This is a genomic window from Acinetobacter sp. GW821-FHT01C12, assembly GCF_059422625.1.
This window is the reverse complement of sequence record NZ_JBWKXD010000002.1, coordinates 758,459-784,972: the sequence shown is the minus strand read 5'-3', so window position 1 is coordinate 784,972 and position 26,514 is coordinate 758,459. Positions and strand designations below refer to the sequence as shown.

26 protein-coding genes and 1 other RNA gene are annotated in these 26,514 nt (G+C 37.6%); 13 read left to right on the top strand and 14 right to left on the bottom strand.

The window, feature by feature from the left end; translation table 11 throughout:
* Positions 1–299 precede the first annotated feature (299 nt).
* On the top strand, positions 300–3,416 hold the full coding sequence (locus AC07WY_RS09235) for a DNA translocase FtsK (RefSeq protein ID WP_494736228.1): 3,117 nt from the start codon (positions 300–302) through the stop codon (positions 3,414–3,416).
* Between the two features lie 36 nt (positions 3,417–3,452).
* Here the strand turns inward: AC07WY_RS09235 and AC07WY_RS09230 are convergent, their stop codons facing one another.
* On the bottom strand, positions 3,453–3,995 hold the full coding sequence (locus AC07WY_RS09230; protein ID WP_494736227.1) for a hypothetical protein: 543 nt from the start codon (positions 3,993–3,995) through the stop codon (positions 3,453–3,455).
* 219 nt (positions 3,996–4,214) lie between these two features.
* On the opposite strand from AC07WY_RS09230, the gene rhtC reads away from it, so the two are divergent.
* Positions 4,215–4,835, top strand: coding sequence for a threonine export protein RhtC (gene rhtC / locus AC07WY_RS09225; protein ID WP_004817545.1), 621 nt, complete (start codon positions 4,215–4,217; stop codon positions 4,833–4,835).
* A gap of 72 nt (positions 4,836–4,907) precedes the next feature.
* Here the strand turns inward: rhtC and AC07WY_RS09220 are convergent, their stop codons facing one another.
* On the bottom strand, positions 4,908–5,399 hold the full coding sequence (locus AC07WY_RS09220) for a copper resistance protein NlpE (protein WP_004817543.1): 492 nt from the start codon (positions 5,397–5,399) through the stop codon (positions 4,908–4,910).
* Positions 5,400–5,574: 175 nt separating this feature from the next.
* Between AC07WY_RS09220 and AC07WY_RS09215 the strand changes: the two genes are divergently transcribed.
* From AC07WY_RS09215 to AC07WY_RS09195, 5 genes are all read left to right on the top strand, one after another.
* The gene (locus tag AC07WY_RS09215) at positions 5,575–5,928 is read left to right on the top strand and encodes a hypothetical protein (RefSeq protein WP_494736226.1); all 354 of its coding nucleotides are present in this window, start codon (positions 5,575–5,577) and stop codon (positions 5,926–5,928) included.
* 176 nt (positions 5,929–6,104) lie between these two features.
* Complete coding sequence (locus AC07WY_RS09210; RefSeq protein WP_004817539.1) at positions 6,105–6,698, top strand: 1-acyl-sn-glycerol-3-phosphate acyltransferase; 594 nt, start codon at positions 6,105–6,107, stop codon at positions 6,696–6,698.
* A 355-nt stretch (positions 6,699–7,053) separates the two neighbouring features.
* The gene (locus AC07WY_RS09205) at positions 7,054–8,628 is read left to right on the top strand and encodes an amidohydrolase (protein WP_494736225.1); all 1,575 of its coding nucleotides are present in this window, start codon (positions 7,054–7,056) and stop codon (positions 8,626–8,628) included.
* A 45-nt stretch (positions 8,629–8,673) separates the two neighbouring features.
* Positions 8,674–9,681, top strand: coding sequence for a CobW family GTP-binding protein (locus AC07WY_RS09200; RefSeq protein WP_494736224.1), 1,008 nt, complete (start codon positions 8,674–8,676; stop codon positions 9,679–9,681).
* A 128-nt stretch (positions 9,682–9,809) separates the two neighbouring features.
* The gene (locus AC07WY_RS09195) at positions 9,810–11,201 is read left to right on the top strand and encodes a purine-cytosine permease family protein (protein WP_262086798.1); all 1,392 of its coding nucleotides are present in this window, start codon (positions 9,810–9,812) and stop codon (positions 11,199–11,201) included.
* 307 nt (positions 11,202–11,508) lie between these two features.
* On the opposite strand, the gene AC07WY_RS09190 is transcribed toward AC07WY_RS09195, so the two are convergent.
* The 4 genes from AC07WY_RS09190 to AC07WY_RS09175 all read right to left on the bottom strand — a co-directional run bounded on the left by AC07WY_RS09190 (position 11,509) and on the right by AC07WY_RS09175 (position 15,332).
* Complete coding sequence (locus AC07WY_RS09190; RefSeq protein WP_419336245.1) at positions 11,509–11,826, bottom strand: hypothetical protein; 318 nt, start codon at positions 11,824–11,826, stop codon at positions 11,509–11,511.
* Positions 11,827–11,970: 144 nt separating this feature from the next.
* A complete protein-coding gene (locus tag AC07WY_RS09185) occupies positions 11,971–12,702 on the bottom strand; it encodes a sulfite exporter TauE/SafE family protein (RefSeq protein WP_004817531.1) in 732 nt (243 codons plus the stop codon).
* Positions 12,703–12,950: 248 nt separating this feature from the next.
* Positions 12,951–14,657, bottom strand: a complete 1,707-nt coding sequence (locus tag AC07WY_RS09180; protein WP_105714682.1) for a flotillin family protein — start codon at positions 14,655–14,657, stop codon at positions 12,951–12,953.
* Positions 14,658–14,687: 30 nt separating this feature from the next.
* Positions 14,688–15,332 carry a YqiJ family protein gene (locus tag AC07WY_RS09175; protein ID WP_494736223.1) on the bottom strand — a complete coding sequence of 215 codons (645 nt, stop codon included), beginning with the start codon at positions 15,330–15,332 and terminating at the stop codon, positions 14,688–14,690.
* 965 nt (positions 15,333–16,297) lie between these two features.
* On the opposite strand from AC07WY_RS09175, the gene pnuC reads away from it, so the two are divergent.
* The 3 genes from pnuC (at position 16,298) to AC07WY_RS09160 (ending at position 19,068) form a co-directional block, all read left to right on the top strand.
* Positions 16,298–16,882: a nicotinamide riboside transporter PnuC gene (gene pnuC, locus AC07WY_RS09170; RefSeq protein ID WP_494736222.1), complete on the top strand. Its 585-nt coding sequence runs from the start codon at positions 16,298–16,300 to the stop codon at positions 16,880–16,882.
* Positions 16,883–16,901: 19 nt separating this feature from the next.
* A complete protein-coding gene (locus tag AC07WY_RS09165) occupies positions 16,902–17,198 on the top strand; it encodes a hypothetical protein (RefSeq protein WP_494736221.1) in 297 nt (98 codons plus the stop codon).
* 709 nt (positions 17,199–17,907) lie between these two features.
* Positions 17,908–19,068, top strand: coding sequence for a GGDEF domain-containing protein (locus tag AC07WY_RS09160; RefSeq protein ID WP_262087523.1), 1,161 nt, complete (start codon positions 17,908–17,910; stop codon positions 19,066–19,068).
* Here the strand turns inward: AC07WY_RS09160 and AC07WY_RS09155 are convergent.
* Both AC07WY_RS09155 and AC07WY_RS09150 read right to left on the bottom strand, forming a co-directional pair.
* Positions 19,065–20,339, bottom strand: a complete 1,275-nt coding sequence (locus tag AC07WY_RS09155) for an MFS transporter (RefSeq protein ID WP_494736220.1) — start codon at positions 20,337–20,339, stop codon at positions 19,065–19,067. The genes AC07WY_RS09160 and AC07WY_RS09155 overlap by 4 nt on opposite strands.
* Positions 20,340–20,532: 193 nt before the next feature.
* A complete protein-coding gene (locus AC07WY_RS09150) occupies positions 20,533–20,736 on the bottom strand; it encodes an amino acid transport protein (RefSeq protein WP_262086792.1) in 204 nt (67 codons plus the stop codon).
* A gap of 204 nt (positions 20,737–20,940) precedes the next feature.
* On the opposite strand from AC07WY_RS09150, the gene def reads away from it, so the two are divergent.
* Entirely contained in the window at positions 20,941–21,420 is a 480-nt protein-coding gene (gene def / locus AC07WY_RS09145) for a peptide deformylase (RefSeq protein ID WP_004817516.1), read from the top strand.
* 88 nt (positions 21,421–21,508) lie between these two features.
* Here the strand turns inward: def and glpK are convergent, their stop codons facing one another.
* A complete protein-coding gene (gene glpK, locus AC07WY_RS09140; protein ID WP_034614061.1) occupies positions 21,509–22,990 on the bottom strand; it encodes a glycerol kinase GlpK in 1,482 nt (493 codons plus the stop codon).
* Positions 22,991–23,120: 130 nt separating this feature from the next.
* On the opposite strand from glpK, the gene ssrA reads away from it, so the two are divergent.
* Positions 23,121–23,479: a transfer-messenger RNA gene (gene ssrA, locus AC07WY_RS09135) on the top strand.
* A gap of 193 nt (positions 23,480–23,672) precedes the next feature.
* Positions 23,673–24,818 carry a tyrosine-type recombinase/integrase gene (locus tag AC07WY_RS09130; protein WP_494736219.1) on the top strand — a complete coding sequence of 382 codons (1,146 nt, stop codon included), beginning with the start codon at positions 23,673–23,675 and terminating at the stop codon, positions 24,816–24,818.
* Here the strand turns inward: AC07WY_RS09130 and AC07WY_RS09125 are convergent.
* From AC07WY_RS09125 to AC07WY_RS09105, 5 genes are read right to left on the bottom strand one after another with little or no spacing between them, the layout of a single operon-like run.
* Positions 24,815–24,988, bottom strand: coding sequence for a hypothetical protein (locus AC07WY_RS09125; protein WP_171252532.1), 174 nt, complete (start codon positions 24,986–24,988; stop codon positions 24,815–24,817). The genes AC07WY_RS09130 and AC07WY_RS09125 overlap by 4 nt on opposite strands.
* A complete protein-coding gene (locus AC07WY_RS09120) occupies positions 24,985–25,182 on the bottom strand; it encodes a hypothetical protein (RefSeq protein ID WP_327857671.1) in 198 nt (65 codons plus the stop codon). Before AC07WY_RS09120 ends, AC07WY_RS09125 begins: the two co-directional genes overlap by 4 nt.
* On the bottom strand, positions 25,179–25,394 hold the full coding sequence (locus AC07WY_RS09115) for a hypothetical protein (RefSeq protein ID WP_494736218.1): 216 nt from the start codon (positions 25,392–25,394) through the stop codon (positions 25,179–25,181). Before AC07WY_RS09115 ends, AC07WY_RS09120 begins: the two co-directional genes overlap by 4 nt.
* Entirely contained in the window at positions 25,391–26,014 is a 624-nt protein-coding gene (locus tag AC07WY_RS09110; protein WP_494736217.1) for a hypothetical protein, read from the bottom strand. Before AC07WY_RS09110 ends, AC07WY_RS09115 begins: the two co-directional genes overlap by 4 nt.
* The gene (locus AC07WY_RS09105) at positions 26,001–26,507 is read right to left on the bottom strand and encodes a hypothetical protein (RefSeq protein WP_494736216.1); all 507 of its coding nucleotides are present in this window, start codon (positions 26,505–26,507) and stop codon (positions 26,001–26,003) included. Before AC07WY_RS09105 ends, AC07WY_RS09110 begins: the two co-directional genes overlap by 14 nt.
* Positions 26,508–26,514 lie beyond the last annotated feature (7 nt).

Here is a 26,514-nt window from a genome sequence, read left to right as displayed (position 1 = left end):
TTATGAAAAATATAGAAATTGTTTGAATTATACGTGAAACTTTATCAAAGTTGTGTGGCTTCAATGTCGATAATATTGATCATCTAAATCGAATTGAGCTATATAGAATAATCAAATAATATTGTTTGGCATTTTTATCGAAATAAAAGCTTAAATTTCTAACAATGCTTTACAACACAAGTAAATAATAGTGCATCTTTTTTTTAAGAACAGGTGCATAATATAAAAATTTCTTCTCTCAAGAAAGCTGATCAAGCTTCAGAAAAGAGTAATTTGAACAATTGGTTACAGGATAGTATATGACTGCGGTGTCAAATGTTTATGCACAGCGCTTTTTAACAACAATATTCTTGATTTCATTTGGGATATATCTGTTCCTTGCAACAGTCACATATACTCCATTTGATCCAGGCTGGATGCATATTTCGAGTGATACACAACAGGTTTCAAATGCCAGTGGTGTAGCGGGTGCTTGGATTGCTGATTTGTTGTTTGGTTTTTTAGGTTGGGCAAGTTTACTCATTCCTGTATTTATTTTTATAGAAGCGGTGCAAGTGTGGTGGCCACGAAGTTTTGTGAGTCGCCCGTTTCGTTATGCTGCGCAATTTTTTATTTTGCTTGCGACCTCAAGCCTATTGTACTTGCTTTGGAATGTACCAGCAGACACATTAGCCAATGCTTCTGGCGGAATCATTGGTTATGAGCTCGGTGAAAGCCTATCTCAACTGATGAGTATTTATGGCGCAGTTGTATTTATTTTGCTCTTGCTTGTTGTTCTATTTACCTTAGCATTTGGTATTCAATGGAATAGAACGTGGGCAACACTGAAAGCCACGCCTGCTTATTTACAAGATTTGTTTTATAAAAATGTTCCTGAAAGTGAATCTGCTTTTGATTTGACATCTCCGCAGAAAAATAAAAATCATACGCATAAGGCTGAACCAATAACAGCTCAAGCTGAATTCGTCGAAGCTGATGATCTGGCACCAGTAAAAGAGCATTTGGTTGTTAAAAATACGAAACACAATCAAACAGCTGAACGCTTATTTGATGACATGATTGAGCAAGAAAATAAAACTCAACATCATATTCAATTTGATCAAGACGATATTGATGATTTGGAATTAGAGCGGACTTTAGAAAAAGCACATCGTCTAGAACAAGACAGTCAACGTACTGTTTCATCTGGTGAAGTATGGAAAGCCTTACATCAAGATAAAGACCATAATCGTGATATTGATGCCTTGATCAAAGCGTCAGAAGATCAAACTGAAGATAAATATGCAGATCATTTGCCACGTGCGCATCAACATGATGTTGATCATGTGCAGATCAATAAAAAATCTTCACTTGATTGGGATGATGACCAAGTGTTTGATGAATTGTTGTCAGTTGTACCAAATGGACAAACTGCCACAGATATTCATAGCCCATTTAATACCGCTACGGCGCAGACTCATATTGAAGCTGGTTATGTAAATACTGCTGTTCAGGGTGGGCAAAGCGTTGCGAGTGGTGTCGCAGTAGCGGCAACTTCAGGCGTGGCAATACAAAATTTAGCCAATGAATTAGATGAGCTTGCATCGCTTGCAGATGAAGAGCTTACTGAAAGCCCAACTGCGTACCAACAAAATCAACAATCTGTAGATGTTCGTACAACCAGTAATTATGCTCAATCTACGCCATTTACCCGTGCCAATATTCAAACCAATTTAAATGCTTCAACCTTGGTCAGTGAAGAAGAAAAGTCTTTAATTGCTGCAGATAAAGATGCATTTAGAGATGCTTGGCAAGAAACTGCGGGTAAACCTCAAGACGAATTGCAAAGTGAGTTTGCAGAACTTGAAGATGATTTCGACTTAGATGCGCCATTAACAGATGCATTTGGTCGTCCGATGTCACGTGCAATGCAAGTTGCAAATAAGCGTCGAGACTTACCAACATTGCCAGGTTATGAACTGTTAGATAAAGTTGATCCAAATAAAAAAGTCAACTTTACCGCAGAACAATTGTCACGTTTATCTGAACTGTTAGAAATTAAACTTCAAGAGTTTAACGTCAAAGCCAAAGTCATAGAAGCCCAACCTGGGCCAGTGGTTACACGTTTTGAGTTAGATTTGGCACCCGGTGTAAAAGCCTCGAAAGTGACCAATATTTCCCGAGATTTGGCACGTTCTATGTCAATGGCATCTGTACGTGTGGTTGAAGTGATTCCCGGAAAGCCTTATATCGGGATTGAAGTACCGAATAGCAGTCGTGAAATGGTACGTCTGATAGAATTACTGGAAACCCCTGTTTTTAAAGATCCAAATGGTTTGCTTTCAATGGCAATGGGTAAGGATATTTCGGGTAATCCTGTGATCACTGATTTAGGTAAAGCGCCGCATATGTTGGTTGCGGGGACAACAGGTTCAGGTAAATCAGTTGCTGTAAACTCAATGATCCTGTCGATGTTATTGAAATATACACCTGATCAATTGCGTTTGATTCTGATCGATCCAAAACAATTGGAATTAGCGAACTACAATGATATTCCTCATTTATTAACACCTGTTGTGACTGACATGAAAGATGCTGTTAGTGCATTGAATTGGTGTGTCAATGAAATGGAACGTCGTTATAAGCTGATGTCTTTTTTAAAGATCCGTAAATTAGCCGACTATAACCGTAAAGTGGAAGAAGCCATTGCAAATGGTGAGGATCTTATTGATCCAACGTGGAAACCAAGTGATTCTGCGACACAAGACAGAGCGCCACGTTTGCAACCATTGCCTTCGATTGTAATTGTTGCCGATGAATTTGCCGATATGATCATGCAAGTGGGTAAAAAAGCGGAAGAAATGATTACCCGTCTGGCACAAAAATCTCGTGCAGCAGGAATTCATTTACTGTTAGCAACACAACGTCCATCGGTAGATGTTATTACTGGTTTGATTAAAGCCAATATTCCAACCCGTGTGGCATTACGTGTAAACAGTAAAATTGACTCCCGTACTATTCTGGATGGTGGTGGTGCAGAAGATCTCTTGGGCCATGGTGATATGTTATTCCTCGGTCCAGGTAAAATTGATCCTGAGCGTGTACATGGTGCATTTATTTCCGATGATGAAGTCAACCGTATTTGTGACGCATGGCGTGAACGCGGTGAACCGAACTATGTTGATGAAATTCTCACGCCATTTGATGAAGAACCGACCACACGTGGTTTTGAAGATGGCGATGGCGATCCGAACCGCGATGCACTCTATGACCAATGTGTTTCATTTGTCTTAGAAACACGTAAAGTATCTGTATCTTCACTGCAACGTAAGTTTAGTTTAGGTTATAACCGTGCTGCCCGTATTGTTGATCAAATGCAGGAGCAGGGTATTGTTAGTGAACAAGGACCGAATGGTAAGCGAGATATTTTGGTCTAATTTAAACAGATTACCATGAGCTTAGGCTCATGGTAATCATGTAGGATTGAGAAACAGAGTGAGTAAATACAAGCACCAAAAAATAGAAAAAAACACGATAAGTACCATTTGAGCTTTACTAAATTTCTTTTGTTCAATGACCACAAATTGATTGGATTGTTGTTTGGCAAAATTGAGTGCCTTAAATGCCAGTATTAGAAAAATGAAATTCAATACGGTAATCAGATCATAAGGCTCAGGCAGTTTAGTCAGCACTGAAAAAAATATAAATCCTATAAACATCCAGCCTGATGAGAAATTTTCTGTATATCCTTGTTGCTTGGCATAGTTATTTATTTTTTTAAACAAGGAGTATAGGAAAAAAATATAAAATACTGCCCGAAAAGCCGGCATGATGTCTAATTTGTCTTTTTGCACAAAGAAGCGCCACGCTTTAAACATCCACCAAATCTGATATAAACCCATTGTCAAAAAGCACAAGAGCATAAATTTATTGATGCTGATGATTTTTTGCACTTCCATGGAATGATGTGGTGCTTGCTCAATGAGCGTGGTTGAATCTTTTTCTAAATTAAGCATGATTTATTTTTTAGTTAGGTTTTAGTTTTTGATTATAAAGATAAAATAATATTTTCTCCAATAATTAAAATCCGTCTTTTTAAAAGATCGTTAATTTTTATTTGTGATGTAGATTCATTGACGTTCAGCCTAAAGGATTTTATTGAAGTACAGATATCGATGGAAAAACATGAATTTTCACACTAATATAAATCTGTCTCGCTGAACGGAATCTAGTCCATGTTGATCGCATTATGTACGTTAATCTTTATTCATTTTTGTGCCCTGATTACGCCAGGCCCTGATTTCTTTCTGGTCTCGCAAACCGCAATTAGCCGTTCAAGAAAGCAATCTATTTTTGTGGTTTTGGGGATTACCGCAGGGGTGATGTTTTGGGCTTTTTTAGCTTTGGCTGGGTTGAATATCATTTTTGAAAAAATGGCATGGTTAAAGCAGGTGATGTTGGTTGTTGGTGGGATTTATCTGTGCTGGTTAGGCTACCAAATGCTTAGATCAGCTTTGAGTAAGAAAGAGAATCTATCACAGCATCATTTTGAGTTACCACAAAGCAATTTACGTTTTTTTCTCAAAGGTTTCTTAACCAATTTATCAAACCCGAAAGCGGTGATTTATTTCGGTAGTGTATTTTCAGTGTTTTTAGCCAATCCACATTTAGATGGTGTGCATTCATTATTATTTATAATTGTTTCCGTGGAAACGCTGATCTGGTTTAGCTTTGTTGCCTTTGTATTTTCATTACCCAGCTTTAAAGCCGCTTACCAAAATGCCTCAAGATGGATTGATGGTATCTCAGGTGGAATCTTCACGCTCTTTGGTGCATATTTGATTGGTCATCGCTAAAAGCATGCTCCCAAATTTAAAAAACCTGCTTCAAGCAGGTTTTTATGCTCTTATTCGGAAATAATTTTTAAATTATTCCACGTCTTTGGTTAATTGATAAAGTTCAGCATTTGGACCTTCAATCTTTTCACCCGTTGCAAAACTACGTGCTTCTAAGATATTCTCGCCAACAAAGTATTTGCGGTTATCTGCATTTTTATCTAGACCGATAATCGATCCAGATTCATCAAAACTAAAATGACCTTGAGTTTTAAATTCTTTGCCTTCACCTTTAACCCCTTCATATTCTTCAGTCAGTTCATAAGTGTGATCTGATTTTAGGATGAGTTTGGTTTTGATTCCTGAGCAATCAGCACAAGGAAGTAAACCTTTGTATTCACCAGCCCAATCCAAGCTATTTTGAGCATTATGTTCTGAATCAATCGTTGGGCTTGCTGCTTCATGCGATGCAGCAGCCTGTGTTTGTGCTGTTGCTTTGATATCCTCTGATGCATTATGAGTCGGTTTAGAACAAGCGCTTAATGACAGCGCTAAAATAGACATGACGAAGAGTGTTTTTTTCATAACATAACCCAAATGAATAAATAATTATATGTGAATGATTTTATCCAGAATATAAATTATCTCCCTGATATGAAATGTGAATTATGTAAGAAATTGCTGAGTAATGTAGTTCGATGTTAAAAAGTTAGGCTATTATAGGTGTTCTCTTATTGTGCTATTTTAAGTATTCGAATCTATGTCTCATTTGGCTGAATATGTTGCTCGTATTTACAATGAAAAAAACGACAATCAAAAAAGCAATGATCAAATCAAAATTGAAAATGTCACTTTGCAATGCAAAAAAAATTATGAGCAAGATATAGAGATCACTCAGACCACCAAAATTTATACATTTTCAGATGGCACACAATTGAAACAAACCATAGAACAAGACAATCAGTTGTTTGAAGTGGAGTCTTGTCTAGAAAGCTGGATTGAATATCAGGTCATCCAGCAGTCAAATGCGAATATTCAGCCACAAAAAATTCATTTTGATAATCATTGTCGTGAATTACATTGGATTAACTATTTTAACCAAACGAAAAATTGATATATGCAAATTCATTGCAGAATTTAATCAAAACTGAATATTTACTGACAAGTTTTGCAATGAATTAATTTTATACATTTATATATTAATTGCTGTTTTTCTATACAAATTAGATTTTTATCTGATCTATTGGTTGTTACAATCCAGCGCGAATTCTTTATGTTTTGGTGTGCTGGGTGTTTGAAAAATTAGCTGAACAAAGTTTGGGCTGGATGGGATGGCAAATTGATAACCATTGGGATTTAAACATCGACCAATGTGTCATGATTGCTGCGCCGCATACCAGTAATTGGGATGCACTCTATGCACGTTTAGCGCTGAAAGCTTTGGGCGTTCATGTGCGTATTACCATTAAAGACAGCTATATGAAATTGCCTTTTGGACCTTTTGTGCGTGCTATGGGTGGAATCGGGATTGATCGCCGTCCCAAGCAGGATGGAGAGGAACGTCCAAGTATGGTTCAACTGATGAGTGAGCTGTTTAAGACCCATCCTAAATTGGTGATGCTGGTGACGCCAGAGGGAACGCGTGCAAAGCAAGAACAGTGGAAAACAGGCTTTTATCATGTTGCCACCAGTGCTGGTGTACCTATTGCACTGGCGTATATGGATTATAAAAACAAGAAAACTGGGATTGGTAAAATTGTTTATCCAACTGGAAATTATGAACAGGACATGGCTGAAATCATGGAGTTTTATGCTCAGATCAATCCGAAGCATCCAGATTTATTTAGTATAGATACCCGATTTATTCCAGAAGCTGAGTTTTGATTCGATAGCATCTTTGAAAACTCAAATACAATGAATTTAATTTTGATATGGGAAGGGTGATTTGGCACATTCCCATATTTTATTAGGGTTAAATATTTGCTGTTATTCAGTTGATACAGCATCTGCACATTGACATATTATTTTATAAATAACCTATTTTTTTAGCTCAATTAAAATACTACTTTAATAATTCAAAAGATCTACATCGTTATTTAAGAATTACTTAATTTTTTAAAATGTCGTATATAAATAAATTGTTGAAATTGGTTTTAAGTTGAAAACAACTTAAAGCCATGGTGTAAATAATTCTAAAAGTTAAATTCAACATTTATTGGGCATAGACAGGGATAACAAGATGAATAATAGCGTCTATTACAATGCAAAATTTCATACCGTGAATCAACTGCAACCTTGGGCCGAAGCCATGTGGGTAAAAGACGGTAAAATTTTAGCGATTGGCGATCAGAATGAAATTCTGAGTTTGGCAGCGGATGCTGAAAAATATGATTTAAAAGGGAAATTGGTGATGCCTGGCATCCATGATGCACACACGCATCTTTTAAAAGCGGCACTTCTTCGATTGGAATATTCTTGCCAATTAAATGATCCGCAAACCTTGCAAGAATTGGCACAGCAACTCAAAGCGTATTGGGAAAAATATGCCTCCAAACGAACATGGATTTTTGCCGGGCTCTATAACCCATTGATTTTTACTGCTGAGCTACTGACACGAGAATGGTTAGATCAAGTCATTCCAAACGTGCCGATTGTGATTCATGATTTTTCATTTCATAACGTCATGGCGAACAGCCAAGCACTACATCTTGCAGGTATCACGCGTGATACACCGAGTACGACCCGCGCAAAAATTGAAAAAGATCCTATAACAGGTGAACCTACTGGAATTTTGCGTGAAGGTGGATGGGTGAAATTATATATGGTCGCACCCACAGAGACTGATGAGGAAAATAAGTTCGCACTTAAAATGGCGGCAAGTATATGTAATCAATATGGTATTACTTCGGCACAGGAAGCTTCAGCAACAAGATCATTCCTGACAGCAGCTAAATCTTTGGATGATAACGATGAGCTTACACTGGATTTGATTTGTCATATTCCTTGGAAAGCAGAAATTATGTCATTGAGTGATCGTGAAGAAGATGAAAGGGTAATCGCAGAACGAGCGCAATATGCGTCAAAACGTGTCATGGTGAATGGAATCAAAGTGATGCTAGATGGTACATCTATGGCACCCACCTTTAGCCATGTGCCCTTAGATCCGATTTCAGATGAACCTATTACTTACAATTTACTTCTCGATTCCAATGAACTCACTGAAAAAATTCGTGAATGGACCGAAGATGGCTTAATTGTTAAATCACATTGTACGGGTTATGGTTCTGTGCGTATTGGTTTAGACAATTATGAAAATGCCAACAATGTTGAACGTCAAACAGGGCAATTTCATGATATTGCACATGCCCATTATGTTTCTGCAAAAGATCGTAGCCGTTTTGCAGAATTAGACATTATTGCTGAAATGTCCCCCGCGATTTGGCATATCCCAGAATATCAACAAGCGCTTGGCAAAGCCTATGATTTCCGAACTTTGTATGATGCTGGTGCAACCATGACGATTGGTACAGATTGGCTTTTGCCACCTACGCCAAATCTTTTTCCCGCACTGGCAGGTATTTTACAGCACGGAGATGAAAGTGTGCCTTTGGATGTGGCAGTCAGGATCATGACGTTGAACGGCGCAATTGCTGTTGGGCATAGTCATCGTACTGGGAGTTTAGAAGTGGGTAAGGAAGCAACCTTTATTGTTTTGGATCGCAATATTTTTGAATCAAGCCCTGAAGAAATTGCTGTGACTCAAGTCATCACCACAGTATTACAAGGTCAGCATGTGTTTCAGCGTGCTAACTAATCTACTGGGTTAAATTATCGTTTATGTGCGTAAGGGAAGACATATATGAGCGGAATAAAACGTATTCCTGTGACCTTACTGACAGGTTTTCTGGGGAGTGGTAAAACAACATTACTGCATCGTTTGTTGGCCGATGATCGCATGGCGCACACGGCAGTGATTATTAATGAAATAGGTGAGGTTGGCTTAGATCATTTATTGATAGGTCGACTTGACGATGACATTGTCTTGCTAAAAAGTGGTTGTGTCTGTTGTAGCATGAAAACAGAACTTTCAGAAACGCTTAAACTTCTTTATTGTCGTGCTGAGGCAGGAGAAATTCCTGTTTTTGACCGTGTTATTGTTGAAACAACAGGTATGGCTGACCCGATTCCCTTGCTTAAGCTTTTATTGGCAGATGAAAGTGTCGCGACTTTATTTAGTGTGCAAACTGTGATTGCTACGGTTGATACATTATTGTCCTTAAATGTCCCGCATCAGCGGACGGAGAGACTACGTCAAATTGCTGTTGCAGATAAAATCATTTTAACTAAAACAGATTTGTCGCATGCCTTTACAACATTTACCAAGCGCATCCGCACTCTGAATGCGAGTGCTGAAATTATTGATGGTGCGGATGTGGCGGCTGTTGCTTTGGTTATTTTTGATCGTGAAAAGTATCCAGTAACACGTAATTTACTTGGTACGCAGTGGTTTACACATCAGACAAATTCTCAAAACACTTTCAATAACGCACCGCATCATAATATTTTTACACTGTGTTTATATGCCAACCAAGCTTTGTCTTGGGCGCGTGTGACCCATTTTCTTCAGAAGCTGGCACGACTTTATGGCGTGAACTTGCTCCGAATCAAAGGATTGATTCAGGTGGAGGAGTCGTTACGACCGGTGATATTACACGGTGTTCAACATTATCTATTTCCCGAATCTTACCTAAATGCGTGGCCTGATGATGACCACAGATCGAGAATAGTGGTCATTTTTGAAGGGGAAATTCATCAACAGATCGAAGCATTGTTTGATGCCATTGTGCTTGAGCCAATGACCACATAGCAGAACGCCTGCACCCATAATCCTCAGCATTTTCAATTGCGCAATTTAAGCGTAGGGGGTTTTGCATCTTAAAAAAAACAATTTGATTGATCGTAATTTTTTAACGATTTCTCTATTAGGAGATACTCATGGAAGACAAATATGTTCACTCGATTGAACAACATACCATTCAGCAAATCCCATTAAATGCGCGATACGGTAAGGCTCGGGATCTATTCACACTTTGGTTTGGTGGAAATTTGATGCTACTGACGTTTGTGACAGGATCAGTTTCAGTCACCATTTTTCATCAATCTTTTGTCTCTGCTATTTTAAGTATTATTCTAGGGACGCTTATTGGTGGCATCTTTGCCGCACTCCATGCCGCTCAAGGACCGCATCTTGGTGTCCCTCAAATGATTCAAACCAAAGGGCAGTTTGGCGCATATGGTGCACTTCCAATCCTTGGAATCGTGGTCATCATGTATGTCGGCTTTCTCGCTTCAAATGCGACGCTGGCTGGACAAGCCATGAATTTGCTTATTCCCTCATTCAGTCAGTCATCCGGCATATTATTCACTTGTGTCGTTGCAGTGATCGGTACAATCGTTGGCTATCGATTAATTCATCTATTTACAAAAATAACCTTTGTGATCTCTGGTTTGGCTTTTTTGGCAGCATATGTGTGGGTGTTTTTTATTCAAGGTTTACCAGCAGACTTTTTCGCGCGTAATTCTTTTTCAGCTACAGGTTTTCTCGCGACACTTTCGATTGCTGCACTGTGGCAGATCGCATATGCACCCTATGTCTCTGATGCTACTCGTCATTTACCAAAAGAAACAGGAGCTAAGGCAGCGTTTTGGGCGACATATTGGGGATGTGGATTGGGTACCATCATTCCGATGTGTTTGGGGGTAACAATAGGATTGGTGACACCAAGTGGAGATGTTATCGCTGGGATGATCGCTTATGTGCCTAAGATGGGGAGTGTGTTTATTTTGATTTTGGTCATTTCCATCTCTGCTATTAATTCAATGAATTTATATTGTGGTGTACTGACTTTAATTTCTTTTATCCAGACATTTATTCCATCATTTATGCCATTGGCTAAGGGGCGAATTGTGATTTCATTTTTGTTAATTGCTATTGCGCTGTGGATTGGAATCAAAGCATCCAGTAATTTTCTGCCCATATTTATTAATTTTATTTTCTTGCTCATCTACGTACTTATCCCTTGGACGGCTGTGAATTTGGTTGATTATTACTGGGTTCGTCATGGGGAATATGATGTCGATTCGTTTTTTCATCAAGATGGAGGAATTTATGGAAAATTTAACCTCATGGCCGTTTCTGCATATATTTTTGGTGTCATTGTTCAAGTGCCTTTTATTGCGACAGACTTGTATACAGGTCCTATTGCCAAGGGGCTTGATGGTGCAGATGTTTCGTGGGTTGTTGGTCTAATTTTAACCTCTATTTTTTATCTAATGGGGATCAAAATTTTTGGTATCAAAGACCATTCATACAAGACTAAAAACTAAATTACGGCACGGCTATTGTGATGATGCAGCCATCATATCACTTTGCCTATATGAGGTTTGCTACAGCCTATTTTTACTGCTTCTAAGGCTATTTTGATCATGAGACCGACTTTGCAGAAGGGATCGCTATATTTCACTAGGGGCTGTATTTAAAAATTCAGCAGCAAAGAATGAGGGTCTAGGCAATTTAAAAATGAACGCTGCTCATCATGATTTACGTTTATGATTTTAAAACACAATCATTTAAAACACGATATTTTTAAGATCATAAACGTTTTGCAGTATTCAACAATAATCGGCTTATTTTTTAGCGTTGCACACCGCCAAGGGATTCACAGGCTGTTTTATAAATATCGTATTGTTGTTGAACCACTTCATTGAGAGGAATTTTAAATAATTCATCTCCAGATTTATAGCGATCAACGTACTCAGTGGCTTTTTCTTTACTCACTGCAAGTGAGCGTTCATGATAAGTATTAATTGAACTATGGGCCAATTCTGCTGTTTCAATATTATTACATTGAAATTGGCTGAGCAGTTTTTCCGCAGTTTTAATTTCACTAGATGTGCCAAGTACACATCCTGTTAAGAGAATACTGGCACTTAACAAAAATGAGTTTTTCATCACAGATATTTAAGAAAAATGAGTGGCAGAATTGTAGGATGAATCGGGTATTAAAAATAGAGCCGCTCGGATATTGTTTTCATTTTAGCAACCAAATGCTGAATAAATAGTCAGTTAAATTTATTTAATTTTCTCACTATTTCGCTAAAGCAACGATGTCAGCAATAAGAAACAACCTGAGGCAAATAATAAACTCAGAACTAATTGTTTAAATTGTTTTTCTGATATTTTATAGAACATTTGCGCACCAATCAGTGCAGGGATGCTCACTGTAAGAATGATCAGTGCAAAATAGGGCAGATGGACCTTGTGGATGGTTCCTTGGCATAGATAAATAATAATCGTAAACAACTGAATCGCAAAATTAAAATGTCTTAAAATATAACGCTGTTGTTGTTTAGGCAGATTTTTAAGCATCACCCAAGCTGATGGTGCTGCGCCACAAAAACCACCAAGACCACCTAAAATACCGCCAATAAAACCAATGCTTCCATCTGCAAGTTTTCCCAATGCTTGAATACGAGGAAACACAGGGGCAAAAAACATGGTCGGACACCAAATCACTAAAAATAATCCAAGGATGGTCTTAAAGGTATTTCCATCAATGAGGTGTAAAAGATAGGTACCGAGAGGTACACCGATTAATCCTGCAATGATATAGGGAAGCACTAGGGAAAATGGGAGTTGATGTTTTTGTTCTTTTCCCAATGCAATGATATGGCTCCATAGAGAAGCAAACACCACCAATGGTGCTGCCAGTTGTGGCGGTAATACCCAAATCCAAAAAGACATCGCAATCAAGGCAAAGGCAAAACCAGTTAAACCTTGGACAAAGCCTGCAATCATGGCACCGAGAATAAAAATAAACCAAGTCATTTTTAAATTAAACAAAACTGAATAGGGTTAGAGCATAGCATTGAGATAGTCGATCTTGGTTGAATCAGCTGATTTTAAAAGAAATCGTGAGTTTCCATCATGACTTATTGAGATAAGCATATCTGTATCGTTAACATCTATACCATTAAAAACAATCAGCTGTATTAGATCATGAATAAAAATCCATCCAATAAAAAGCCCCTGATGGCAGAGGCTGGGGTAATTAAGCGAATAGGAGATGATTTGTATTAATCATTACTTGGTTTTAAGGATTGCGTTAAACCATTAATATCTCCGCCTTTAATGCCTAACTCATTCATTAAGCTATCAATCAGTGGAGCTTGAGAACGATAGCGCAGCGCACTATTGACCACTTGATCAGACAAAGCGATTTGATTTTGTTCACCAGATTCACCTGTTGTATTTGAACCTGCCATACCGCCTAAACCATTGACTTGAAGAATCTTGATATCATCAATATTTTCCATTGGTTTAACACTTTCACGAATGATTTCAGGTAAGTATTTCAATAAGGCTAAACGAATTTGCATCTCAACTTGTTCTGTTGATAGCACGTTATTGGCTTCATTGACTGCACGCGTACCTTCAGCATCAACTTGATATTGCTTTTCTTGTGCCGCAGCAAGTAACATTTTTGCATCTGCTTCACCTTTGGCTTTTAAACGTATTTTTTCAGCATCCGCTTGTGCTGCAATACGCACTGCTTCAGCATCATCTGCAGCTGCTTGTTTAGCGGCTTCTGCTGCTACGGTAATCGCAATTGCATCTGTTTCAGCAACTTGCTTTGCAGCCACCAATTCAACGGCTTTTAAACGCTCTGCACGCTGAGTTTCACGAACAGTTGTCACTTCTTCTTCCGCTTTTACCGCTTGTGCACGTGCTTGGTCAGCCAACGCTTTGGCTTCAGATTCAGCACGTGATTTTTCAGCAATTGCAATTGCACGATCTTGTTCGGCCAATTCAATGGTTTTCTTCTGTTCGACTTGGGCTTTTTGGATCAACTGCGCTTTTTGAATATTTTCATTTTCAACATCACGTGCAGATGCAATACGTTTTAATTCGACTTCACGTTCAGCAGCAATTTGAGCTTCTTCTGCTTCGCGTTTTTTTGCGGCTTCTTGTGTTGCAATTTCTGCCGATTGCTCAGCTTTACGAATGGCGATTTCACGTTCTTGTTGAAGTTTTGCATATTCTTCTTCACGTAGAATTTGCAAGCGCGCTTGTTCTGTTTCTAAGTTTTTTGCTTTAATGGCTAAGTCATTGTCCTGTTCAATGTCATTGCGTTTTTTACGGCGGTCTTCAATGGTTTCAGTCAGTTTGGTTAAACCTTCTGCATCGAAAGCATTTTGAGGGTTAAAATATTCAAAACTGGTTTGATCTAAACCTGTCAGTGAAACCGTTTCTAATTCTAAGCCATTTTTAAACAGATCTTCAGAAACCACTTGTTGGACTTTTTGAACAAAATCAACGCGTTTTTCATGTAACTCTTCCATTGCCATTTCAGCAGCAACAGCACGTAGTGAGTCTACAAATTTACCTTCCACCAAATCTTTGAGTTCTTGTGGAGACATGGTTTTTTTACCCAAGGTTTGGGCAGCTGTTGCAATAGATTCAGCAGTTGGTTTAACCCGTACATAAAATTCAGCCATCACATCCACACGCATACGATCACGAGTAATTAACGCTTGATCTGTGGCACGTTTGACTTCAAGACGAAGGGTATTCATATTGACGGGAATCACTTCATGTAAAACTGGCAATACAATTGCACCGCCATTTAAAATGACTTTTTCACCGCCAAAACCAGTACGGACAAAAGAAACTTCTTTACTTGAGCGTTTATACAGGCGGGCGATAATAACCCCGATGACAATCAGTGCCACCAATATAATGCCTGCTAAAACAAGGATTTGATATAAGTTTGAATTCAACATTTTATTATACCCAGGTTTGTTATTGAAAAATTAAAGTAGCGTTGCTTGAAAGCCTAGTTTTGTTCTTTGTGTCAAAATCACACTTTGACCTTGTTGAAAGATTTCATCTAATTCTGGTTCAACCAAAATATAATGTGTCTGTCCAAATTGATCGATGACTTTGGCTTGTGCAGGGTAGTTTTGTTTTGCTTCACCTAAAATAATCTGAGCAGTACGCCCAATCAGTTCATCACTGTGAATCGCAGTGGTTTCATCTTTCGGTAAAATTTTTGCAACGAGTGCTGCACACACTCGGACAATTGGCATAGATAAAAAAAGGCTGGCTGGTGCAATCAGCCAAATAGAAAAATAATTTCCAGTGAAATTGAAAAATATACTTTGCACAATAAAACCAAATAGTGCATAAACAGTCAGAAAAATGATCAACCAAACCAAGACGGGGACACGACCAAGATAGAGCCAATCTAACAGTTGCACTAAAAGGTTGTGATCTGTATGGATGTCTAGATCCGCATGATGGGTTTCTAACAGTTGATCTGGAATAAATTGGTCTAAAAAACCTTGTGAGGTTGAACCAACAATAAGGAGTAAACACTCCACAATACCCAATAAAAACATCAGGCACAGACTGACACTAAACAGTAAGTTGGATGAGTGTGTAAATAATTCCCACATATTGTTCTACTCAAAATTATTGTTGCGCGTTTTTATAAATAAAATTTTTAATTTGAACTGAATAATTAAATGATCATCAGTTAATTCAATTAATAAATTAAGTTTATCGGTTTTGTCGTAGTATTGCAACAAAATATTTTATGATATTAATTAAAATCAATATCTTATAATTTAATATATTCTTTTATATTTTGAAAATTGCTTGAAAAGTAATGCTTGCATTTTAGCCAACTATTCCTTATAACTGATTGAGTTTACAGAGGGAACTGAAGACAAAAAAATACGCAATGATTGGGGTGATCACTGCGTAGAACAACGAATCTGCTTTCACAGTTCGGTTAAGGAGAAATGTTATGAACTTTGGGGATTGTTCATAACTTAAGGTTGATAGTAGAGGTTCCCCTCTGTAAATTCATTGGTATTCACGTAAACAAGTGTTAAATCTCGTAAACATGATTAAAATGTGAACAACATCAACTAAAAATAAAATGTTAACCAATGTTTTTAAACATATTATTTAAAATAAATAAATTTTGCGCTACGTTTTCTCGATTAATCTTTTCTCTGCTTTTTAATGTAAACCAGAAAGTTTTTATCAGCTATTTTAGTTAATTTTGCTATCGTTTAAAGCTTAAATTGCAGCTTTCAAAAGTGCTGATTAGTCTATGCTATTGAACTCAATTTGCTATATCACATCATGTTTGAGCATTCTGATTGAGACGCAGAAATACGATTTAAAAAATCAATACGCCATAAACTTTGATTTAAAGCTAATTATTTACTTCTTAAGAAATTTATATTGTTGTCGTAACGATTATGCAAAAAACAAAACAACAGTATTTTTTGTGAATTTTAATTCAAAAAATTATATTAAAGATTCCGTTCTCAATTTTAGTTCTGGTTTTGCTTGCAATCATGCCGTATTTTTTCATAATAGCCTTTCCTGTCTTGATTAGCTTTTTACCATGTCACCATTAGAAATATTCGCGGTTATTATCAGTATTATTGGTGTCACATTGACGATTAAGCGAAATATGTGGTGTTGGGTATTTAACTTCTTTGCCTTTGTTTTATATGCCTATTTATTCTTTGAATTTAAATTGTATGGTGAAACAATCTTACAAGTGTTCTTTATGGTGGTGAATTTTTATGGTTTTTATCACTGGCTAAAAGGTAAGCAGCAAGATCATGAGATTCGAATAGAGCCAATTGCCTTGCAAACAGTGATTCTTCAGATGATCATCGCTGCTGTTGGAGGGGGAGTATTTGGGTTATCGCTGCACTATTTTACCGATGCTGCATTGCCTATGTTAGATTCCCAACTGGCTGCATTTAGTTTATTGGCAACTTATTGGACTAGTCGTAAACATATTGCGACTTGGGTGCTTTGGGTCTTTGTTGATATCGTCTATGTAGGGATGTTTATGTATAAAGAATTATTCCTAACAGCAGCTTTATATGCTGCATTTGTTGGACTGGCTGCATTTGGATGGTGGCAATGGGAACAGGTTAAAAAGAAACAATCGGCGAGCATGTATAAAGGAATTTAACATCATTTAAGGGGCTGCCATGATTATTAATTTTGTTCAAATACAAAGACAAAAGTTTGAAGAACTTGTTGAAAAAATCATGGCTCAACCTGAGCAATATCTCGACTTTGATTCAGTCTCTGATTTTTACAAAGCCCCATGGTTAGATCACTTCCCACAGAGCACAAGGTGGAGCACTTCTGGTTTGGATGATGGTGCAGAAGAATTTTGTATTCAGATCAAATATAGAGAGCTGGTGTTCAATATAGAGATTCAATCAACTTTTATTCGTTTAAAGTTTAACAGTAAAAGTATCAGCATTTATAAAAAAATATAAAGCCAAGTTTTTTTGGTTAAGTCTTTGAAAATAATAATTTTACTTAAATTTAGATTTAACTAAGTCTAAATAATTCTGGAGAGATTATTGCAAATTGTTTTGTACTGAATTTAAACGACAATAATGCTAATGCTTTATGTTTAAAACACTATCATAATTAAAACAGGGAGCTAACGCAGTTTGATTGGATATTTCAAGTTTTGATTCGAGAAAATTAACTTTTAGAATGTTAAAATATAAATTAAAAATAAATTAGAGTAAATTAACAATAAAAAATATAAAGATGATAAATCTTATTTTAAAAATTTTTGTACCCAGCTCAGTGTATACATCAAATAGGCTAAAGCTTGACGGATATCGCCAGTAAAAAAATTATTGAATTCGGTCAAAGAATGTAAATTAAATCCCTTTGTTTGTTGAAGTATTAGAAAAAAATTAAAGTTAAAATTGATAAAATAAGCGTGATAAAACGATTATTCTTCAGAAAATATTTGCAAATAATATAAAGGATTAATATCCTAAGCTTCAGGTTTATTTAGTATAAAAATCTATATTTTTGAAATACACTTACATAAAATTACTAGAGTGTTATATTTAAATGATGAGTACAGATAAATAAAACAACGGATAGAAATTTACAATTTTATGGATTAGTTATTATATGGAACAAAAAAATAGAATGGCAGTACAGTCCTCAACGGAACACTTCATGCATGATGTCATGATCATGAATTGGAGTAATCTTAAGAAGTGTAGCCTTGTGCTCTTCTTAGGGGGTGTTGCTGTTTTATCGTGGATTGTATGGTGGTTTTTTAGCAACGCTCAGATTGAGCTACAAGCTTGGATTAATCAAGATTTTTATCCAATCTATATGAGATTATTGTCTTTTGCCGCACTGGGTTTTTTTGCGCTTATTTTTATTATTCGTACTTTAAGTAAAACTTCTATTTTTGAAATCATAATACCGTATATAACCATCGCATATTTTGGTCTTATCTTTGTTTTTGGCGCACATTGCATTGGGATTTTTAGCCCAGCATCAAGTGCAGGTTATGTCAGCTTAGTCACAGTGGCGCTGGTATTATTCGAACGAAAAGTGGTGTATCTAATCGTCATTCCAATCACTTGTTTTATGTTGATCAGCCTTGGATTAAGCCTGACGAATAAAATAGCCTATGCGCCAATTTTTAGTGAACACTTACAATCCATGTCGTTATATAAAAATACATTTTGGGTGTTTTGCATGTTGTATTTTTATATTCCGATCTTTCTTGCAAGTCTAGTTTTATTCGAGGTTCTTTTAATTCAATGGCGCAAAAGAGAGCAAATGATTCAGCGAATTAGTGTACTTGATCCACTTACAGGCATTTATAATCGTCGTAGGATTGGTGAGAATATTGACTTATTAAAACAGCAGCAAAGCTCTTTTGCAGTTGTATTATTAGATTTAGATTATTTTAAGAGTGTTAATGACCAGTATGGGCATGATACTGGGGATGCAGTTTTAAAACAGGTTGCAAAAATTTTGACTGAGAATATTCGTGAACAGGATGTTGTTGGACGATTTGGGGGTGAAGAATTTATTATTCTCATGAGCAATGGTGCATTAGAAAATGCACTGAGACTTGCTGAGAGATGCCGTCAAGCAATTGAAAAAGAAGAAATACGATTAGATCATCAACAGACGCTCAAAGTGACGGCTAGTTTTGGGGTCGCAGTATCAACGAATCCTTTTTTATCAACAAAAGAAGAATTGATTCGTCAGGCTGATCAGGCCTTATATCTGGCAAAAAACAATGGGCGTAATCAGGTTTGTCATTTCTTTGAAGTAGAACTTACCCATTCATTCGGATACAAACAACGCGGTTAAACCGTTTCAAATTTTTTGCGATAAACTACACTTGTGATAAGGGTAATTAGACAAAGCACAACAATATAGTACACAGCACCAATATCGCGATATAAACTCAACCATTGTACCAATGGCAGCGTTAAGCCACCTGCAATTGCGTATGCAACATTGTATGAGAATGAAATTCCTGAAAAACGAATTGGGGCAGGAAACATCTTGACCAAGCTATAGGAAACTACACCGACTGTGCCAGAAAATAGACCAAGTAACATGTACAGTCCGAAGATCGTTGAATGAGCGGCATGACCTAAACTGTAATAAAAAAGACCTGCAGTGATTGCCACACTGAGCGATCCCAAACAAATTACGCGCCCAGCACCAAAACGATCAGCGAGAAAACCTGCCAATATACAACCCAGCATTTGCATCAGAATTGCCATGCTTTGCATTTGAAATGCATCCGCACGTTGAAAGTTAAATGTGGTGGTCAGTAAATTGGGGGTAGATAGGATAATCACCACAACACAACCGGTCAAAAACCAAGTAAATAGCATCCCGATGACAACGGCAGATTTATGGGATGCCAAAACTTGCTTGATGGGTAGATCTTTTGAGAGTTCTTTACGCGCCTGCATCGCTTTAAATACTGGGGTTTCTTTAAGATAACTTCTTAGATATAAGGCAATTAATCCAAAAACTCCACCGACTATAAATGGGAGACGCCAAGCCCAAGCATGGATTTCAGCTTCGCTAAACTTAAGTGAAATAAACAGCGACATCAAAGCGCCCAGTAAGATCCCCAGTGACAAACCTGCGGTAAGCAAACCATTGGCAAAACCAATTTTCTTTGTTGGTACATGCTCTGAAACAAATGTCCATGCTGCGGGAATTTCTCCACCAATCGCAATGCCTTGAACCACGCGCATCAATAACAGTAGCAATGGAGCAGCTAAACCAATGTCTGCATAAGTTGGCATTAGACCAATGAACAAAGTAGGGAGTGCCATCAGTAATATGGATAAACTAAACAGGCGTTTACGTCCTACGAGATCACCAAAATGTGCCATGATCACGCCACCTAACGGACGGAAGAAATATCCTGCGGCAAAAATTCCGTAAGTATTCAGCATTGCCCAAAAAGGACTTAAAGAGCTGGGGAAAAATAGTTCAGCAATGATTTTTGCGTAAAATACATAAATGACGAAATCATAAAATTCGAGCGCACCGCCCAGAGAAGACAATGCAAGGGTTCTTTTTGCTTCCTTATTGAGGCCCAATTTTTCGTCCATGATGATGCAATGCCTTAAAAGAGAAATTGAATGTGAATGTAATCATTTTAATTGACTATTTTTTACTTAAAAAATCAATATTTATTTTTACACATCATACTTATTTTTATAGGTGATCAAGTGATTTAAAAATCATTTCTGCTTTAAAAGTATTGCGATAAGTTAGATTCTAATAGATTTAAATATTGATCATTTATATGCGAATTAACCACGGGATAACACTCAGAATAATACCGCATACAGACATAATCATTGTATTTTCAATAAAATAAGGAAAAATCATCAAAGTGATGCCACAGATAAAAGGCATGTTCATTCGCTGTCTTTTTCCATAGATAAAATAGCCTAAGCCAATTGAGCTAAAGATCAAGCCTAAGAATAGGGATGCTGTATTCATTATTTTCAACGATAGACTAGACGGTAGTTATTTACACGATCATGATTAAAAATGGTTTAAAAGACAAGCGGTCATTTGGCTTAGGTAAATAGAAATTCATTTGTACATAACCTACATACTTTTGCACAATAATTGAATTGGAAAGCGCATTTCAAATGCTACACTCATCTTTATCTAATTTACATTTGATCAAGGTACAAGATAATGAGTGCCGTGTTACCTGTCGCCCAACGTGGTGAAGACGTTTTAAAATTAATCGCAGCGCCTGTGGCTGAAGCTGAGTTTTCAAGTACTTGGTTAAATGAATTATCCAAGGCCCTACAGGCCACCATGTTAGAGCGTAATGGTGTTGGGATCGCCGCACCACAAGTGTATGTTTCTAAACGGGTGATTATTGTTGCTTCAAGAGCGAACCCTCGCTATCCAGATGCTCCTGAAATGGATGCAATCACAATGATTAATCCTGAAATCTTAGAGCAGTCTGAACAGACCATCTTGGGTGAGGAAGGATGTTTAAGTGTGCCCAATGAAAGAGGGCAAGTGGCTCGTGCTGAAGCAGTTACTGTACAATTTTTCACGCTGACTGGCGAAAAGATTATTCAGCAATTTCATGGTTTTCCTGCACGCATTGTGCAACATGAAATCGACCATTTAAATGGGATACTGTTTGTTGAAAGACTTTAAACTGAGAAAGCTTGGCTAAAATTTTACTTTGAATTTTATCTTTAATTCTAGCCAAGCTTTTCTACGTAGAATTGCTAATTGGATATTGTTAATTGGACTTCGCGCGCTGCAAGGCACCATTCCATAAGCTTAAATGATATTGTCTTTGGTCTGCGCTCATCTTAGGCTCAAAAGCACGATCTAATTGCCAAGATTCAGAAATTTCACTGAGATTATTAAAAACACCTGCCTTTAATCCTGCCAATGCAGCAGCACCCCAAGCGGTAGATTCCAAAAGTTTAGGGCGTAGCACAGGTACATTTAAAATATCTGCCTGAAATTGCATCAGCATATCATTTTGGCTTGCGCCACCATCTACACGTAATTGTTTTAAGGGTTGTGCAATATCCGATTGCATCGCAGTTAATACATCAGAAACTTGGAAGGCAATGGATTCTAAGGCTGCTCTGGCAATATGTGATTTATTGGTTCCACGTGACATTCCACAAAGTAAAGCGCGCGCTTCACTGTCCCAATGTGGTGCTCCCAGACCTGTAAAGGCTGGAACCAAAACGACACCATCTGTAGTGTCAACTTGGCAAGCTAGCTTTTCAACTTCAGCACTATTTTTGATAATTCCTAAACCATCTCTTAACCATTGCACAATCGCACCAGCCATAAATACACTGCCTTCTAAGGCATAATGAGATTGGTCTTGGCATTTCCATGCTAAGGTGGTGAGTAATTTATTTTTGCTATATTGAATATCTGTTCCTGTATTGAACAGCATAAAACAGCCTGTTCCATAGGTATTTTTGGCTGTTCCAGCTTCAAAGCATGATTGTCCAAAGAGAGCAGACTGTTGATCACCTAATACGCCACAAATGGGAATTTCCGCACCAAGAAGCCCTGTGGCGGTATTGGCAATATAACAATCAGATTGGATAATTTTAGGCAGAACACTCGCTGGGATATTAAATAATTCAATTAATTCAGCATCCCATTGCTGTGTTTTTAAATCCATCAGCATAGTGCGTGAAGCATTACTTGCTTCGATGACATGCTCTGAGCCTTGAGTTAAATTCCAAATTAACCAACTGTCGACTGTACCAAATGCGACATGGTTTTGTTCAGCCAGTGCTCTTAAGCCTTGCACATTTTCCAATAACCAAACCAGTTTTCCAGCACTAAAATAAGGATCTATTCTTAATCCTGTTTTTTTGTGAATTTTTTCAGATAAATTGTTTTGAACTAACTGATTGCACCAGTCTGTAGCGCGTCGGTCTTGCCAAACGATGGCAGGGGCAAGTGGTTTACCTGTTCGCTTATCCCAAACTACCGTAGTTTCACGTTGGTTGGTTAAACCAAGTGCTTTAATGTCTTTGGCCAATAGTCTTGCCGATGCGATTGCTTGCTGTACGACGGTGATTTGTGTGGTCCAAATCTCCATGGCATCTTGCTCAACCCAGCCCGAATGTGGGGTTTTAATTTGGGTTTCCCGTTGAGCAGAGGCATATACCTTTCCATGCTCATCGAAGATAATTGCTCTGCTAGAGGTCGTTCCTTGATCAAGTGAGAGTAAATAGCTCATCTTTTTTATATTTGTCCCTTGAAAAATAGTGATAGTAGCGCAATTATAGAACTAGGCGCATCATTTGATATAAATGTAGTGAATTATCTGCTTAATTTGCAACAATTATGTTATGATGGCCGTGTTATCTGGGGATGTTATTGGCTTCGACGCCGATGATGAAGCTCATAGATGCATGCCGAGAGCGCATTTTCTCTCGTAAATCAAATTTGCATATTTTAGTCGCAAACGACGAATCTTACGCTCTAGCTGCCTAAGGGCAGCTTGTCCGCTTCACTGAATACTTGTGGTCAGTGGACCCGACTGTAGCGCACGCACACAAGTCCGTATAAAGTCAAGCCTCGGGGCTTTATACTAAACTTAGAGGATCGCGTTTTGTACCCTGTTCGTCGGGTCACTTAATGTTAAAATAATTGACGATATCTAAGCATGTAGTATTCTCGAGTGTAGTGTTGGCGGACGCGGGTTCAACTCCCGCCATCTCCACCAAATTTGTAAATCATGATCTGTCACTTAGTTATACGATGTATCATAAAACTTAATAAAGTCTTGAAATTTAACAGTTTCAGGGCTTTTTTAATGCCTGAATTTCTATCATGGACATCTACAAGCACAATTTGAAAATCACGCACTATCATTATATGATGTTACACAGGTGTGACACGCGTGTAACAGGTGAACTATGCTTTCAGACTCACAAGTAAAAGCTTTAAAACCAAAAGAAAAAAGATATTCACTTGCAGATGGTGAGGGTTTGTCAGTTGATGTATTTCCTACTGGTAAAAAGAAATGGATCATTTCATACCGGGTAAATGGAAAACAGACTAGAAAGAATTTAGGTGAATACCCTGAGCTAGGGTGCAAAGATGCCCGCCAGTTAGCTCGTCAGTGTAAAGCTGAAGCGCAAGGCAAAATGCTAAATTCACCATCCGTAAATGCTGTGATTGAAGAATGGCTTAAACTGATGACGCCACGTTGGTCTAGTAAAAAATACATAGATACAGTTATTTATAGACTAAACTATATTACTGAAGATTTTAAAAACCAGCCGATTGATGAAGTTGATAGAAAAATAATCGTTAAGAAAGTAAAAGAAATCGTGAATAAGGGAACACTAGAAACCGCAAAACGTTCACTTCGATTACTAAATGAAATCTTTAACTTTGCTATTGCTTCAGACTATACGCAAAAAAATCCATGTACTTTGATTTCTGACGTTATCCCACAGCAAACCGTTCGTAATATGCCAAGTCTTGATGCAGAGCAGATGCCTGAGTTTTGGAACCGTGTAACACATAGCAATGTTACACCAGAACTGTTACACGCACTTAAACTCGCATGTTACACAGCCGTTCGTATTTCTGAGTTACTTCAATCGCGTTGGGATAGTGGCGAAATAGATTTAGAAAATAGACAATGGGTGATTCCAGCATCTCGAATGAAAATGCGTAGAGATCATGTTGTACCTTTGACTGATCAAACTTACACGCTATTTAAAGAACTATATGATCATAAGACAGATAATGGATATATTTTTAAGCACACTCGCAATCCTGGTGAGCATGTCCGATCTGAAAGTATTTTAGCAATCATTAAGCGAAATGGTTATGCAGGGCAGATGGTTACACATGGTTTTCGATCTTTATTCTCTACCCACACAAATAACTCAAAACTATTCAGACCTGATGTAATTGAATACCAAATTGCGCACGTTCCCAAAGATCGTATTCGCGGTATTTACAACAGAGCTGAATATTGGGATGAAAGGGTAGAGTTGATGAAGTGGTATTCAGAACAAGTTGATCGTTGGATGAAAGGCGCTAATTAAGCGCCTTCCTTCAATATTTCTTTTTTCATCCTTAGCAAAGTAGAAGCCGTATATTTCTTTTGAACTCCAAATTCCTGATCAGGTGGGTACTTCTCTAAATAGTATTTTTTGAAAGTATTTAGACACACACCTAATTCACTCGCTACTTGCGTCATAGAGTACCATTTCATAGACCTTGCTCCTTTTCTTCTAAAACCCATTTCAATATTTTAATTTGAGCCAAAATTTCTCCCAGCTTTCCAAGCATTAAATCAAATGCAAACTCATTGCCTTCTTTTTGATATTGATCGCGACGCATTACAGTAGACATCATTTCTACATTGAGCTCTTTGAGTTTAGATCGAATACCTATGTGATTTTTCACGCAACTTCCCCTAAGCTATCTCTAATATCTTTTGGCAAATCATCACTCATTTCATTATTCACAATAAAATCCGTAAGAATGTGATAGAACAAAGTGGTTTGATCTGCATCTAATTCAACTGTAAAGCCATTCCCACTGATTACACGTGGAGCTAACTGTTCAGCTAAATCTGATATGTAATCAATGTCATCATTTGAAATTGGTTTACTCATGCTGCAATTCCTTTCTTATCAAGTAATTCAGCCAAAACATATTGTGCTGTTTTTGCTTTGGCCAACATTTGTTTTTCTTTGATTGCATCACGCTCAAAACGAAGCGTAGTCACACGTAATGCTTTGTCGATATGATTTACTTCATGCAGATTTTCATCTTCATAGCCAATCAATTCGTATGGTGTATCAACTAAGCAATGTGCTAGTTCAGCTTGGTTTCTATCCCACAGGTGCATATAAGCCAAAAGCTGCCATTCATACGCTGTTTTACCGCCTAGCTTCAATTGGTAGGGGTGAGTTGCTTTAGACCAAGAAGATTTGATATCAATGATTAGGCTGTTTTCCACATCATCAATGTCGCATTCGCCGGTGATTAGTTCTGAGTTTTTACGTTCAGTATTTTTCACATAACTTGTGAAGTTATAACTGTTGTAAAGATCGATAGAATCTTGCTCAACAATGCGACCTTTTTCGACCATGTTAAAACTCAAATCCTCATCCCAATCCAAAGCGACTTGAGACGCTAAGCACTCAAGATATGTATATGCGCCACTGCTTAAAGTATCTTTTTCAGGGTAGGGCATAATCTTCCCCATCGATGAAGCTCTAATTAGTTTCATTCTTCTTCACTCCATTCAATTGGCTAAGCTGGTCTTGAGTTAAAGCATATCCAGCAACGATTTGATCAATGGAGTAATGTCCTGTCTCAACTGCTTTAAGCGCTTTGTCAAACTGCTGCGGGGTAATTGGATGCAATACTTTCTGAACGTGGGGTACTTCTTTTCTGACTCGTAAGCAAGCAACGATTTCACCAGCAACTTTTACAGATGATTCAAACACTGTGATTGATTTTCCAGCCCAATCCTCTAAATATGGACCATACATTCGTTCAATGGTTTTACAGTTGGTTCGGTTAAGAATCATAGGTTTTGAATTTACGAGTTGTGCGACAGTACATTCTTCTTTTTTACCGCCGTCACCAATAACAATTTCACGACCTACTGAACGGATCGTGATAGTCAGATCCTGCCCATTTGGGAGGCAATAAACACCTAAATATTTAGGATTAATTAATTGCTTCCAGTGCGTTCTATTTTGAACTTGAGAATTCATCTCTTTC

What these genes read in the sequence shown, in the direction of transcription:
- AC07WY_RS09235 (WP_494736228.1), top strand. Translation starts at nt 300, where the DNA reads ATGACTGCGGTGTCAAATGTTTATGCACAGCGCTTTTTAACAACAATA.
- AC07WY_RS09230 (WP_494736227.1), bottom strand. Translation starts at nt 3,995, where the DNA reads ATGCTTAATTTAGAAAAAGATTCAACCACGCTCATTGAGCAAGCACCA.
- rhtC (WP_004817545.1), top strand. Translation starts at nt 4,215, where the DNA reads ATGTTGATCGCATTATGTACGTTAATCTTTATTCATTTTTGTGCCCTG.
- AC07WY_RS09220 (WP_004817543.1), bottom strand. Translation starts at nt 5,399, where the DNA reads ATGAAAAAAACACTCTTCGTCATGTCTATTTTAGCGCTGTCATTAAGC.
- AC07WY_RS09215 (WP_494736226.1), top strand. Translation starts at nt 5,575, where the DNA reads ATGTCTCATTTGGCTGAATATGTTGCTCGTATTTACAATGAAAAAAAC.
- AC07WY_RS09205 (WP_494736225.1), top strand. Translation starts at nt 7,054, where the DNA reads ATGAATAATAGCGTCTATTACAATGCAAAATTTCATACCGTGAATCAA.
- AC07WY_RS09200 (WP_494736224.1), top strand. Translation starts at nt 8,674, where the DNA reads ATGAGCGGAATAAAACGTATTCCTGTGACCTTACTGACAGGTTTTCTG.
- AC07WY_RS09195 (WP_262086798.1), top strand. Translation starts at nt 9,810, where the DNA reads ATGGAAGACAAATATGTTCACTCGATTGAACAACATACCATTCAGCAA.
- AC07WY_RS09190 (WP_419336245.1), bottom strand. Translation starts at nt 11,826, where the DNA reads ATGAAAAACTCATTTTTGTTAAGTGCCAGTATTCTCTTAACAGGATGT.
- AC07WY_RS09185 (WP_004817531.1), bottom strand. Translation starts at nt 12,702, where the DNA reads ATGACTTGGTTTATTTTTATTCTCGGTGCCATGATTGCAGGCTTTGTC.
- AC07WY_RS09180 (WP_105714682.1), bottom strand. Translation starts at nt 14,657, where the DNA reads ATGTTGAATTCAAACTTATATCAAATCCTTGTTTTAGCAGGCATTATA.
- AC07WY_RS09175 (WP_494736223.1), bottom strand. Translation starts at nt 15,332, where the DNA reads ATGTGGGAATTATTTACACACTCATCCAACTTACTGTTTAGTGTCAGT.
- pnuC (WP_494736222.1), top strand. Translation starts at nt 16,298, where the DNA reads ATGTCACCATTAGAAATATTCGCGGTTATTATCAGTATTATTGGTGTC.
- AC07WY_RS09165 (WP_494736221.1), top strand. Translation starts at nt 16,902, where the DNA reads ATGATTATTAATTTTGTTCAAATACAAAGACAAAAGTTTGAAGAACTT.
- AC07WY_RS09160 (WP_262087523.1), top strand. Translation starts at nt 17,908, where the DNA reads ATGCATGATGTCATGATCATGAATTGGAGTAATCTTAAGAAGTGTAGC.
- AC07WY_RS09155 (WP_494736220.1), bottom strand. Translation starts at nt 20,339, where the DNA reads ATGGACGAAAAATTGGGCCTCAATAAGGAAGCAAAAAGAACCCTTGCA.
- AC07WY_RS09150 (WP_262086792.1), bottom strand. Translation starts at nt 20,736, where the DNA reads ATGAATACAGCATCCCTATTCTTAGGCTTGATCTTTAGCTCAATTGGC.
- def (WP_004817516.1), top strand. Translation starts at nt 20,941, where the DNA reads ATGAGTGCCGTGTTACCTGTCGCCCAACGTGGTGAAGACGTTTTAAAA.
- glpK (WP_034614061.1), bottom strand. Translation starts at nt 22,990, where the DNA reads ATGAGCTATTTACTCTCACTTGATCAAGGAACGACCTCTAGCAGAGCA.
- AC07WY_RS09130 (WP_494736219.1), top strand. Translation starts at nt 23,673, where the DNA reads ATGCTTTCAGACTCACAAGTAAAAGCTTTAAAACCAAAAGAAAAAAGA.
- AC07WY_RS09125 (WP_171252532.1), bottom strand. Translation starts at nt 24,988, where the DNA reads ATGAAATGGTACTCTATGACGCAAGTAGCGAGTGAATTAGGTGTGTGT.
- AC07WY_RS09115 (WP_494736218.1), bottom strand. Translation starts at nt 25,394, where the DNA reads ATGAGTAAACCAATTTCAAATGATGACATTGATTACATATCAGATTTA.
- AC07WY_RS09110 (WP_494736217.1), bottom strand. Translation starts at nt 26,014, where the DNA reads ATGAAACTAATTAGAGCTTCATCGATGGGGAAGATTATGCCCTACCCT.
- AC07WY_RS09105 (WP_494736216.1), bottom strand. Translation starts at nt 26,507, where the DNA reads ATGAATTCTCAAGTTCAAAATAGAACGCACTGGAAGCAATTAATTAAT.